The organism is Paenibacillus sp. FSL A5-0031, from assembly GCF_001956295.1.
Classification (GTDB): domain Bacteria; phylum Bacillota; class Bacilli; order Paenibacillales; family Paenibacillaceae; genus Pristimantibacillus.
In genome coordinates, this window is record NZ_MRTD01000002.1 from 25,745 (window position 1) to 39,132 (window position 13,388).

A 13,388-nucleotide genomic window follows, 5' to 3' on the forward strand; every position below is an offset into this window, starting at 1 on the left:
TTCACTCAAAATGACCTTTGCTCCAAACCGAATATTCGCTAGGTCTCATGCCCATCTCACGTTTGAACAACTTAATGAAATAACTTTTGTTGGCATAACCCAAATAATCGGAAATCTCTTCAACACTTTTGCTGGATTGCTGGAGAAGCTCCTTCGCTTTCTGAAGCTTGACCATATTGACATATTCGATGAAATTTTGATTTGTCTCTTTTTTAAACAAGCGGCTAAAATAACTGGAATTCAAGTTCAAATGGTTGGCCATATCCTCCAGCGTCATTTTCTCCGTTACATGCGACACAACAAATTGCTGTGCCTTGATCACTTCCGTACGTTTAGAGCTGATCGCATATATACTTAGCCTTCTGGATAACTCATTTAAATGCTGGATCATCCATTCTTCCAAATGATCTAATGTCTCAATCGCATTCACCGCATCGTACAGCTTCTCTTCCGATAAGAATGGGTGATACTGCAGTGTAACTTTTGTTTTCATTTGCAGATCCATAAGCAGCTGCAGCACTAATTCCTTTACGTTGCTCGGATGAAACCTTCTTGCTCGAACCTCATGCGTCCACTCCACAATCTTTTTCCGCAGCTCGTCTGGTTCATTTAAAGCGATGCTTTGATTGATGCTCGCAAACAATTGAGAATACTCTGTATACATATCATCTTTGGAGAATGACACCACCCCGAAATTGTGTACTGCCGATTCTTTGAGATAAAAGCAATGCTCCGGCTCTTTCAGCATCGGAAGCAGGACCCCTTGCATTTCTTTTGGCCCTCTCGTTTCTCTTCCTTGTATACAGGAGACGGATATTTTTAAATACTTGTAGATAACAGCAATAGCTTCCTGCATCGCATAATAAATCTCTTGCTGCTCTTTGGCTGGATCATTGCTGCCGTACAAAATAACTAACTGCTTATTACTATAACGAAAGGTCACCCAACGTGAAGCATCCAATAAGTCGTGCAGGACGTTTTCAACGGAGAATGCAATCGTATAATCGTTCAACTTCCTGTTGCTTGCAACGGTCGACATGCGATCAATAATAACGACTAGTGGAATATAGCTTTTGGCATCGAGTGAAATACCGTTCGTCCGAGCTTGCTCCAACCATGCTTCCTTTGTCCAATAGGATTGAAACAAGGTGTCTTTCAAAAACTTTTCTTTAAACGCGGATTGATTCTTTTGCTTGTACAACACCATATCCGTCGCTTTTTTGTTCTCTAATTGCAAATCGGTCACGATATTTTTCAATATGGCTTGTAATTGCTCGACATCCAAGCTTTCTTTCAAAATATAATCTTTCACATTCAATTTCAGCGCTTGCTGTGCATATTTAAATTCATTATGGCAGGACAGAACAACGGCTCTGCCTTTTGGATTAATTTCACAAAACTTCTCAAGCATCTCAAGCCCGCTCATTTTTGGCATGCCAATATCGGTTAGTATAATATCGGGCGGACTCTGGCATGCTGCCTCCCAAGCCTCAAGACCGTTTGAATAACAGCCGATCAAATGGATATCAAGTTCATGCCACAAAACAGTTTGAGAGAGATAACGTACTACCGGATAATCATCATCCACTAGAATTGCCGTCAACATGCTGCGCACCTGCTCTCTTACACTCGAATGGGAATATTAATGTTATCTTCGTTCCGACACCTGACTCGCTTTCAATTGTGGTTTTGACATACTCTCCATAAACGAGCCGCAGCCTCTGAAACACATTTTTTACGCCGATGCCCGAAAAGCTTTTATTTTCGCTTTCCTGCGGGTCGCGTACATCCTCACTTTTCGCTTGAAGCTCTTTCAGCTTATCTTTAGTCATTCCAATTCCGTTATCTCGCACCACAATTCGAAGCAGCTCACGTCCATTGTCATGCTCTTTGTTCGCATCGATAAATATTTCACCGTCAAATTGTTCGAATCCATGAATGATCGCATTCTCTATTAACGGTTGAATCATGAATCGCGGAACCAATGCTTGCTCGCAGCCAGCCTCAAAGTTATAAGCGACTCTTACTTGATTGGCATGTCGGAAATTCATAAGCTTCACATAATGGAGCACGGTGTCTCCCTCTTCCTCCAGAGGAATAAACTCGTTATCCCGATTAATCGTCATTCGCAATAAAGAGGAAAGCGATTTGATTAATTCCGCATTCTCCTGATCCCCTTGAATCAATATATTGAGCCTTATTGAATTGAGCAGATTGAACATAAAATGCGGATTAATTTGAGCCTGAAGCATTTCTAGCTCCGCTTTTCGTTTCTTCGCCTGCTCTAATGTAATTTGCTCGAACATCTCTTGAATGCGATCCAGCATAAAATCTATCGTTTTCGCTAAATGACCGACCTCGTTATGCCCGCGTATATTATTGCGCTCGTCGAGCTGACCACGTCCAATTTTCGTAACAAACACGCTTAAATCACGAATAGGCTTCGTTAACGCAGATATTCGGATCGTCAACAGCACAAAAAATAACGAGAAGAACAAGGCTTGAACGATGAAGCTAACGAACAACACCTGTTTGTTCTTATCAATGGCCGCAGACATTGGAATAAGGCTAACGACTCGCCAATCGTTGCTCTCTAATTTTTGCTCGACATAAACATATTTTTTTCTTTCGATTTCGATCGTCCGGCCCATTCCCTCCGGCTTCCACCAAAGCAGCTTTTCTCCTATTTTGGATGGGTTCGCTTGCGAGATCACGACGCCGCTTGAGTCTAACAAAAACATTTCCTGATTTTCGTTTGTTGTAAGATAGGGGCGTATTAAGCGCTCATTTATATTAACGATCATATAGCCAATTGGAATACTTGCCGTCTTCTTGATCGGTCTTCCCATCGTTACGTAATTTGTCGTCATCTTGTCTGTTTGAATTTGTTCGCCAAGCCAATAGGTAGAAAATATCGGCAGCTCATTTAATTGATGAAACCATTTTCTCTCATACCACAATCTCGGGTTCAAATCACTGTGTGAATAGTTTGTATAAAAGGGTTCCTTCACCCCTAAAATCGTAACTTGAAAATCATTTTTCTGAATAAAAAGATCATCCAAAATTCGTGACAGCTTACTGAAATTAACCGCATATTCCTGCTTTTGCTCCTGCAGCGTTAACTCAGCTTTGTTGACCATTAGCATTTGACGTATTTCAGCGTTCATTAACACAAAATTCGATAAATTCAATGTCTGCTCAAACACGCTGTTAATTTCTGATTTAGCAACCTTGAGCGAATCTTCCGCATTCATGACCACTTTGTCCAAAATAATATCTTTTGTTAAATAGTTGGTGACGAGGTAAATAACCGCTAGCGGAATGACAAAACAAATCAACGCTGACCAAACTAATTTCATCCGTAATGAATCTTGTCGATTTAACACAAGTGCAGGCCTCATATCTGAATAGAATAGGGACAGAAATTGATGCTCTTTCTGTCCCAAAACATTGTAAGCCCTTTAATACGAAAGATCAATTTCAATAAAACTCGTCATTAATTTCCGTTATTCTTAACAACCTCTGCGATATTTTTATCAATGTTCGCAATCGTTGTATCCACGTCTTGTTTGCCTAAGATATACAATTCCGCTTCTGGAATAACTGTATTTTTCGCTTCATCTGCATATTTGGCAGGTACTGGCGCATTTCCTGGAACCGTAGTGCTCATCGTGTATTTCAATGACTCTACATCGATTTTTGAAGGATCTTTTGCAGCCGCCACAATGGTATCGATAAGCTTGCTGGAATCAGACTTCGCCCAGCCGGAGAATACACGGCCGCTGACAGCAAGACCTTCAGAGGTATACCATCTTACAAAGGTATAAGCCGCTTCTTTATTTTTCGATTTCGCCGCAACTCCCATATAAGTCGGTTGTACTGGGGAATAATGTTTGCTTTCGCCATCCAATTTCGGAAGCGGTGCGAATGCAGTTACGAAATTAGCTGGAATGGCATCCGTACCTCCGGACTCAGCTACCATCCAGTCACCCATCGGCAGCATTGCAGCTAGACCGTTGAAATATTGGTTACGGTAAGCAAGCTTTTGCGAAATAATATCCTCGTACATATTAGCGCTCTTGTCTTCGTACATCATTTTTTTCATCATTTCCAAGTTAGCTTTAAGCACAGGGTCCGTCGCATTGGATGTGCCGTCCGCTTTCAGGAATGTATTTTCCGAAGGCTTGCTCATCATTTGCAGCTGGAAGTAATCCGGCCAGTTATGCAAATAAGCTCCATAACGTTTCGTTGTTCCTTCGCCCTTCGTTAGTTTTTGCGCATATTCCATAAACTCTTTCCAAGTCCAGTCCGTTGGAACAGGCAATCCAGCCTCGTCGAGCATTTCTTTATTTAGTAGCACGAACCAACGTTGCATGGAGGAAGGCAAAGCGTAAATTTTATCGTTTACCTTCGTGTCTACAAGGTACTCGTCTTCGTATTTATAGCCATCCTTTTCGATATAGCTATCCAAAGGCTCGAGCAATCCAATATCGGCGCGCTGTGAATAGTTCGTGTAAGGCAATTCGATAATATCAAGCTGATCATTGGATGCAGCCATTAGATCCAGCTTTTGCATGGAAGCAATGGAATCGCCTTTTTCATTCAAGAGGTCAAGTTCTACCTTAATATTCGGATGTTTTTCTTCAAAAGCCGAAATAACTTCCGTCCACTTTGCCTTGCCGTCCGTTTGCCACGTGCTTAGCTTCAGTGTTACTTGCTCTGCTGCTGGCTCTTTTGGAGCATTAGTCGCGTTTGTCGCGCCGCCAGCATTTGAATTTCCACCATTATTGCCCCCGGAACAAGCCGATGCGAATACTGCTAACCCCAATAACATCATCGATAATCTCTTTTTCATCGTAACCCTCCTAATATTTATAACACGACTAGTTATGAAAACGTCTACAAACAAATCCTACCACGTTCATTTCTGATTCGAAGTTCCCATATTTTACTGAAGAGAAACTATTTTGACTTTGTTACCCTTTTACACCGCCAAGAGAAATGCCTTCGATAACCTGTTTTTGACCAATCGCAAAAATAATGAGCAAAGGAACAATCGCTGATACAGCGCCAGCCATCATAAGGGAGTAAATATCACCATATTGGTCTCCAAAAAGCCTAATGCCCTGCTGAATCGTAAATAGATCCTTCGACTTCAAAAAGATAAGCGGATACTGGTAATCATTCCATGTCCATATAAATCGCAGAATCGCGTAGGTCGCTAGACCCGGACGAATGAGCGGCAGCGCAATTTGAAAAAAGGAACGGAAATGGCCTGCACCATCCATACGCGCTGATTCCATATATTCATTATTTACGCCCATAAAAAATTGTCTGAGCATAAACGCTCCAATAATACTAAAGCTGTTAATAAGAATAAGACCAATATGCGTATCGATGAGGTTCAACCAGTTAAACAATAAGAATTGCGGTACCAACGACGCTTGTGGCGGCACCATATATAAGGCAAGAACAAGAAGGAACATCGTGTCTCTGCCTCGGAAACGCAGTTTAGAGAAGCCGAACGCTGCCAGTGCACATACGAATACATTGATCACGGTTGTCGTTAAAGTAATGTATATGGAGTTCGTGTAATACCGGAGAAACCCTCCTGTCCACACTTGTTTGTAATTCTCGATCAGATGCCACTTCGTTGGAATCCATTCAATTGGAAAGTTGAAAACATCTGCTTCCGGCTTGAATGAGGTGGTCAGCATCCACAAGAATGGGAGCAGCGACATCATGCCGAAGGCTGCCATAATAATTGTCCATACGATTTTGGACACATTCACATTTTTCATTGCCAATTCCTCCTTCCTGAATTAATAATTCACCCATTTTTTTTGTGCGAGCATCTGCAAGCCCGTTATAGCTAGGCAAATGACAAAAAGTACGAGAGCCATACTCGATGCGTAGCCTGTTTTTAATTGATTGAATGCCGTGTCATATAATTCATATACGATAACGGTCGTTGAGTTAGCGGGACCACCCTGTGTTAACACTTGAATCAAATCGAAAATTTTGAAAGTACCAATAATACCAGTTACGAGCAGGAAGAACGTAGTTGGCGATATGCAAGGCACTGTAATTTTACGGAATTTAGTCCATGTATTCGCACCGTCAATGTCAGCTGCTTCATAAAGATCTTTCGGTATGCCCTGCAAGCCAGCTATGAAAATAATAATGTTATAGCCGAGCAGAATCCAAATTTGAATCATCATCAACGATGGCATCGCATAGTCGATATCGGCCAGCCACTTCGGTGGATTCTCGAATCCGATCGAAATTAAGAAATTGTTTACCGGTCCATACGAAGGATGGAAGAGCACCTGCCATACCATAGCTACAGCCACAACACTTGAAATGTACGGTAAAAAGTAAACGACTTTAAACATATCCTTCAAGTACACATGCTTATCAATAATGATCGACAGCACCAATGCCAGTACGATCGTAATGGGCACCGTAATAATGAAGATGAGATTGTTTACTAAACTTTTCATAAAAACAGAGTCATTAAACAGCCGTTCAAAATTATCAAAACCTACAAATTTTATTGCATCAATTCCCGCAACAAAATTCCAACTCGTAAAGCTGAGCAGCAGTGATCCTAATACAGGAATCAATGTAAGTACAACGAGTCCGATCATTAAAGGAGCAACGAATAAATAGCCTGCAATTTGCTCCCTTGCTCCCATACTGAGCTGGACTAACGTTTTTTTCTGTCTCATGAAGCTCCTCCTTCAAACTTTGTTTATATGCTTCATTTTAGAAAAAAAACGGGAGGCTCATAAGAATTAGATCTTTGTATTTTGGAACATATTTTACTTTTTATCTGTTCACACGTTTTTTAAGCAGAATTTCTTTCGTTTATTCTTAATCGTTGTTTCATTAAATTTAGGTTGAAAATATGCAAAAAAAAAGAGGGAGCAAACTGAGTAAATACTCAGCTTGCTCCCTCTATTCACTTCATTATTCGGCTGCCGCAGCAACCTTTAGATTCTCTTTATGACGTGCTGTTGTACGTTCGCGGTCACGCTCAAGGATCGGTTTTAAATATTTGCCCGTATACGATTGCTCAACTTTGATAACCTGTTCCGGCGTGCCTGTTGCCACAATCATACCGCCGCCATTGCCGCCTTCTGGACCTAGATCTATCAAATAATCCGCCGTCTTAATGACGTCCAAGTTATGCTCAATAACGAGTACGGATTCACCTGAATCAACCAAGCGGTGAAGAACGGTCAACAATCTGTCGATGTCATGCACGTGCAAGCCCGTTGTTGGTTCATCCAAAATGTAAAGCGTCTTGCCCGTGGAACGACGATAAAGCTCAGCAGCCAGCTTAACGCGCTGCGCTTCACCACCTGATAATGTGGTAGCTGGTTGACCCAGCTTCATATAACCAAGACCAACATCAAGCAGCGTCTGTACTTTCCGATGAATACGAGGAATGTTCTCGAAGAATGAACAGCCGTCCTCAATGGTCATTTCCAGCACTTCCGCAATATTTTTACCTTTGTATTTCACTTCCAGCGTCTCTCGATTATATCGTTTACCTTTGCAAATCTCACAAGGCACATAGACATCAGGAAGGAAATGCATCTCAATCTTAATGATTCCATCTCCACGACAGGCTTCACAGCGTCCGCCCTTCACATTGAAGCTGAATCTTCCCTTCTTGTAGCCGCGTACTTTCGATTCCGTCGTACTCGCATACAAATCACGGATATCATCAAATACCCCGGTATACGTAGCTGGATTAGATCTTGGCGTTCGGCCGATTGGCGATTGATCAATATCAATGACCTTCTCCAAATGCTCGATGCCTCGCATTTCCTTGTACTGTCCAGGACGCGTCTTCGCTTTGTTCAAATCACGCGCTAACGTTTTGTACAAAATTTCATTAACGAAGGTCGACTTCCCAGAACCCGAAACACCGGTTACCGCTGAGAATACACCAAGTGGAATCTTTACATTTACGTTTCTTAAATTGTTTTCCTTCGCGCCACGAACCTCTAACCATTTGTCGCTCGTCTTGCGGCGCTCGGAAGGCACTTCAATAAACCTGCGTCCACTCAAATATTGACCCGTCAATGAGTTTTCATTCGCCATCACTTCCTCTGGCGTACCTTCTGCAATGACCATGCCTCCGTGTATACCCGCTCCAGGCCCGATGTCGATAATATAATCGGCTGCCAGCATCGTATCCTCGTCATGCTCAACGACGATGAGCGTATTTCCAAGGTTGCGCATATGCTCAAGCGTCTCAATCAAGCGATCATTATCTCTTTGGTGCAGCCCAATGCTTGGCTCGTCCAATATATAAAGGACGCCCATAAGGCTTGAGCCGATTTGCGTTGCCAATCGAATACGCTGTGCTTCTCCGCCCGACAGTGTACCCGCTGCGCGGCTTAATGACAAATACTCTAATCCTACATTCACAAGGAAACCTAGTCGGCTGTTGATCTCTTTCAAGATTAAGTTTGCGATTGCTATTTCCTTCTGAGACAATTTTAACGAATCAAAGTACCGCTGTGCGTCTCCAATAGATAAGGAGGTAACTTGGGAAATATGCTGCGCGTTGATCGTGACCGCTAATGTTTCCTTGCGAAGACGTTGTCCCTTACAGCCTGCACATGGCTTAGCACTCATATAGTTCTCAATATGCTCGCGCATCATATCCGATGCGGTGTCTCTATAACGCCGCTCAAGGTTATGAACGATACCTTCGAATGGAACATAGGCCTCTTTACGATGACCAAAATCGTTCTCATATAGGAAACGAACACGCTCTCCGCCTGTTCCATATAATATCTTCTTCATCTGCTCCGGCTCAAGCTCGGATACCGGAACATCCTGCGGTATGCCATAATGCACGCAAACCGCACTTAGAAACTGCGGATAATAATTTGACGTACTGCCCGCCCAAGCAAGGAAAGCAGCATCCGCAATCGACTTGCTCATATCAGGTACGAGCAAATCTGGATCAACGATCATTTTCATGCCTAATCCATCACAATCCGGGCATGCCCCGTAAGGACTATTGAACGAGAACATGCGCGGCTCCAGCTCTTCGATACTAAAACCGCATTCTGGACAAGCCAGATTCGAGCTGAATAGAAGCTCCTCCTGATCGATGATATCAACGAGCACGCGGCCCTCAGATATTTTCAGTGCAGTTTCGATTGAATCCGCCAGCCTCGTTTGAATATCTGATTTCACGACGATACGATCGACAACCACTTCAATACTGTGCTTTTTATTTTTTTCCAGCTCAATCTTCTCGCTGAGCTCTCGCAATTCACCATTCACGCGTACACGAACAAAACCTTGCTTCTGAATGTCTGCGAGCAGCTTGGTATGCTCGCCTTTGCGGCCTGAAATAAGCGGAGCCAAAATTTGCAGCTTCGTCTTCTCCGGGTATTCCATAATTCGGTCAACCATTTGTTCAACGGTCTGCGACGTTATTTCGATCCCATGCTCTGGACAATGCGGCTTGCCGATACGGGCAAATAAGAGCCGCAAATAATCATAAATTTCAGTAACCGTTCCGACCGTAGAACGCGGATTGCGGCTTGTTGTCTTCTGATCAATAGATATAGCTGGTGAAAGCCCATCAATAGAATCAACATCCGGCTTTTCCATTTGCCCAAGAAATTGGCGTGCATAAGCGGATAATGATTCAACGTAACGACGCTGTCCCTCTGCATAGATGGTATCAAATGCAAGTGAAGATTTACCGGAGCCGCTTAACCCCGTCAGTACCACAAATTTGTCGCGCGGTATCGTGACGTCAATGTTTTTTAGATTATGGGCGCGAGCGCCCTTCACAATTATTTTATCGCTAGCCAATCGTTTCTCCTCCTACTTCTTAGCCCATCTCGGCACGCAGTTCAAGCAGCGCATCCCGCAGTTCTGCTGCACGTTCGAACTGCAAGTTTTTTGCTGCGTCTTTCATTTCCGCTTCCAGCCTTTGAACAAGCGCCAGACGGTCTTTCTTGGTCATTTTGTCCACGCCAGCACCGGTTAAGTAGTCGGCTTTCTGCTCGGCTACCTTCGTCGCTTCAATTACATCGTGAACCTTTTTCTTTATCGTTTGTGGCGTAACGCCGTGTTTCTCGTTGTATGCCAGCTGAATGGTACGACGACGCTCCGTTTCTTTGATCGCGCGATCCATAGAATCGGTAATCTTATCACCATACATGATGACGCGCCCTTCACTGTTTCTCGCCGCACGTCCAATGGTTTGAATAAGCGCGCGATCCGAGCGAAGAAACCCTTCTTTGTCCGCATCGAGAATCGTAACGAGCGATACCTCAGGCAAATCGAGGCCCTCTCGAAGCAGGTTGATTCCAATGAGCACGTGGAAAACGCCGAGCCTAAGGTCACGCAATATGGCCAATCGCTCCAACGTCTTAATATCGGAATGGAGATACCTTACCTTAATGCCTATCTCCTTCATATAATCGGTTAAATCCTCTGACATCTTCTTCGTCAGCGTTGTAACAAGAACCCGTTCATCCTTCGCAATGCGATCCCGAATCTCGTTCAGCAAGTCATCGATTTGTCCCTTCGTTGGGCGGACATCAATAATCGGATCAATTAGACCTGTAGGACGAATAATTTGTTCAATCATTTTGTCGGTATGCTCAATCTCATAAGGACCTGGCGTTGCGGATACATAAACGAGCTGCTTGGCCTTCGCCTCGAACTCCTCGAAGCGCAGCGGCCTGTTATCCATCGCTGACGGAAGGCGGAAGCCGTGATTAACAAGCATCTCTTTACGCGCCCGGTCACCATTATACATCGCTCGAATCTGTGGCAGCGATACATGGGACTCATCAATAACAATAACCATATCATCAGGGAAATAATCAAGCAGCGTATAAGGCGTTGCCCCTCGCTCTCTGAAAGTGAGCGGTCCTGAATAGTTCTCAATGCCTGAGCAAAAGCCCATCTCCGCCATCATTTCCAAGTCATAGCGCGTTCGCTGCTCCAGCCGCTGCGCTTCGAGCAGCTTGCCTGCTTCGCGGAGCTCGGCGAGTCGTTCCTCCAGCTCCCTCTCAATATTGACGAGTGCTACCTTCATCGTCTCTTCTTGAGTAACGAAGTGAGAAGCAGGGAAAATGGCAATATGATCGCGTTCGCCAATGATTTCGCCGGTGAGCACATCAATTTCTGAAATGCGCTCAATCTCATCACCAAAGAGCTCTACACGAATAGCCCGCTCATTATTGGCGACTGGGAAGATCTCAACAATGTCGCCGCGAACACGGAACGTTCCGCGCGTAAAGCTGATATCGTTGCGTTGATATTGAATATCGACCAGCTTATGCAGAATCGCATCCCGCGACTTCTCCATCCCTACACGGAGCGAAAGCACGAGGCCTCCGTATTCCGTCGGAGATCCGAGACCGTAAATACAGGAAACGCTCGCTACGATGATCACATCACGGCGTTCAAACAAAGAGCTCGTCGCTGAATGTCGAAGCTTATCGATCTCATCGTTTATGCTGGAGTCCTTCTCAATAAACGTATCGGTTGAGGGGATGTATGCTTCCGGCTGATAGTAATCATAGTAGCTCACAAAATACTCTACTGCATTGTCAGGGAAAAAAGTTTTGAACTCACTGCACAGCTGTGCTGCCAGCGTCTTATTATGGGCAATTACAAGCGTTGGTCGGTTTAGCTTCTCGATCATGTTCGCAATTGTGTACGTCTTGCCTGTACCCGTTGCTCCCAGAAGCGTCTGATGTCTCTTTCCTGCATGAATACCTTCTAGAAGCTGTTCGATTGCCTTTGGTTGATCGCCTTGCGGCGTATAATCCGATTTTAACTCAAACAGCCTTGTTTCTTTTGCGAGCTCACTCACGCCTATCATCCACCCCCATCATTCCGAAATATATGCTCTTATCATTATAGTCAAATATAGTCATTTCATTTCATCTGATATTTCAAAATAAGAATGTTTGTTCCCATCTATTATAACGTTATCCTTAAAGTCGCGCAACGTCGGAAAACAAAAAAAGAATACGTACAGCATAGTCAGTTGCTCTCCTGTGCTGATGTATTCTCATTTATGCTGTTGTTCCTCTTTCATAAAAGCATTTCCTTGCCGTTTTTCTTCTCCTGCCATTGCTTGTACCACTCCGTCACCTGCAAAGGAACGGTAAGTCCCAAATCATTTTCTATCGTTTGAAGAAGACGCTCATAGTGGAAAGTCACCTTATCGTAACAGCCCAGCTCATCATAAAGCCTCATCACGATCAGCCCCTCCTCCACCTCGTAAGGGTCCAACGTTTGTATTCTTTCATACAATTGCAATGCATCGCTTGTTGGATCGCCGCGCTCCAAATAATAAGCAGCTAACATCCTCGCCAAACTCAGCCATAACTGACGCAAACGCTCTCGCTCATACTCCGCCCATAGATATCCATAATCCTGTAAATAGTCGCCCTCATATTCACCCAGCAGCCGCAATGCCTGATCCTGATCCTCAGAAATCGAACCGCTAAGCTTAACCATTCCTTGCTCCCACTGCTCCAAATCTAGAACGACTTGTCCCAAATCGAGAATATAACCTTCTTGAATACTGGAATTATGAATCGTTATGTTCATGTTCATTTTCTGAAGACATTGCCTAATTTGATAGATAGCCGTGTACAGTTGTGTCATCGCACGCTTCATATCCATCTCCGGAAAAAATAAATCGAGCAGTATCGACTTGTGTACAATTTGCCCGCGGTGATGCAGCAGATAACAAAAAAGCTCCTGGGCTTTAGCCGTTCGCCATTTCGGCAGCTCTGGAGGCTGTCCATGGGAGGATTGAAATCGCAGCGTTTTAAAACAATAAACGGTCTGCTCCTGCTTCTCGATTTCTTTCGACAACGGTTTTGTGCTCCTGCGCTTCAATAAACGTTCAATTGTTATCTCCACGCGCGATTTCTGAAGCGGTTTTAACAAATAATCAACTGCATTCAGCTCAAATGCCTTTATCGCGTATTCATCATGCGCCGTGACAAAAACGATATCTGCTTGCGGACATGTCTCTTGAATAAGCTCTGCTGCTTGAATGCCAGATAATTCAGGCATATGGATATCTAGAAAAACAACATCAGGCTGCAGCTCAATCGCCTGCTCCACTGCTTGTTTTGGATTTTGAAACACATCAATGCTCGTAATTTCCATCGATTGGCGGAGCACCCGCTCCAGTTGAACGAGAGCCAGTCTTTCATCATCAATTACAAGAACCCTCATTTTTCTACACTCCTATCACGTTCACAATCATCCAAATTTGTTTACAATTAGAAATTTTCGTTTATCTATTTTCATATCGGCTTTTTTCCCAAAATCATTCATGCTTTTGTAACTATATATGAGTAAAA

Annotated in this window: 8 protein-coding genes; all 8 read right to left on the reverse strand. The window is 43.7% G+C overall.

The annotated features are described in order from the left end of the window. Position 1: 1 nt before the first annotated feature. The gene (locus BK120_RS03690; RefSeq protein ID WP_076266156.1) at positions 2 to 1,606 is read right to left on the reverse strand and encodes a response regulator transcription factor; all 1,605 of its coding nucleotides are present in this window, start codon (positions 1,604 to 1,606) and stop codon (positions 2 to 4) included. Continuing rightward, positions 1,581 to 3,386 carry a sensor histidine kinase gene (locus tag BK120_RS03695; protein WP_076266157.1) on the reverse strand — a complete coding sequence of 602 codons (1,806 nt, stop codon included), beginning with the start codon at positions 3,384 to 3,386 and terminating at the stop codon, positions 1,581 to 1,583. The genes BK120_RS03690 and BK120_RS03695 overlap by 26 nt, the downstream gene beginning before the upstream one ends. Positions 3,387 to 3,496: 110 nt before the next feature. Then, positions 3,497 to 4,855 carry an ABC transporter substrate-binding protein gene (locus BK120_RS03700; protein ID WP_076266158.1) on the reverse strand — a complete coding sequence of 453 codons (1,359 nt, stop codon included), beginning with the start codon at positions 4,853 to 4,855 and terminating at the stop codon, positions 3,497 to 3,499. A 121-nt stretch (positions 4,856 to 4,976) separates the two neighbouring features. After that, positions 4,977 to 5,801 carry a carbohydrate ABC transporter permease gene (locus tag BK120_RS03705; RefSeq protein ID WP_076266159.1) on the reverse strand — a complete coding sequence of 275 codons (825 nt, stop codon included), beginning with the start codon at positions 5,799 to 5,801 and terminating at the stop codon, positions 4,977 to 4,979. A gap of 21 nt (positions 5,802 to 5,822) precedes the next feature. Next, positions 5,823 to 6,731, reverse strand: coding sequence for a carbohydrate ABC transporter permease (locus BK120_RS03710; protein WP_076266160.1), 909 nt, complete (start codon positions 6,729 to 6,731; stop codon positions 5,823 to 5,825). 241 nt (positions 6,732 to 6,972) lie between these two features. After that, positions 6,973 to 9,855 carry an excinuclease ABC subunit UvrA gene (gene uvrA, locus BK120_RS03715; RefSeq protein ID WP_076266161.1) on the reverse strand — a complete coding sequence of 961 codons (2,883 nt, stop codon included), beginning with the start codon at positions 9,853 to 9,855 and terminating at the stop codon, positions 6,973 to 6,975. Positions 9,856 to 9,874: 19 nt separating this feature from the next. Next, positions 9,875 to 11,875 carry an excinuclease ABC subunit UvrB gene (gene uvrB / locus BK120_RS03720; RefSeq protein WP_076266604.1) on the reverse strand — a complete coding sequence of 667 codons (2,001 nt, stop codon included), beginning with the start codon at positions 11,873 to 11,875 and terminating at the stop codon, positions 9,875 to 9,877. Positions 11,876 to 12,099: 224 nt separating this feature from the next. Beyond that, positions 12,100 to 13,260, reverse strand: a complete 1,161-nt coding sequence (locus BK120_RS03725) for a response regulator (RefSeq protein WP_076266162.1) — start codon at positions 13,258 to 13,260, stop codon at positions 12,100 to 12,102. Positions 13,261 to 13,388 lie beyond the last annotated feature (128 nt).

Excerpts from the sequence above, each read along its gene's own strand:
- BK120_RS03690 (WP_076266156.1), bottom strand. The coding sequence starts at position 1,606 with ATGTTGACGGCAATTCTAGTGGATGATGATTATCCGGTAGTACGTTAT.
- BK120_RS03700 (WP_076266158.1), bottom strand. The coding sequence starts at position 4,855 with ATGAAAAAGAGATTATCGATGATGTTATTGGGGTTAGCAGTATTCGCA.
- BK120_RS03705 (WP_076266159.1), bottom strand. The coding sequence starts at position 5,801 with ATGAAAAATGTGAATGTGTCCAAAATCGTATGGACAATTATTATGGCA.
- BK120_RS03710 (WP_076266160.1), bottom strand. The coding sequence starts at position 6,731 with ATGAGACAGAAAAAAACGTTAGTCCAGCTCAGTATGGGAGCAAGGGAG.
- BK120_RS03725 (WP_076266162.1), bottom strand. The coding sequence starts at position 13,260 with ATGAGGGTTCTTGTAATTGATGATGAAAGACTGGCTCTCGTTCAACTG.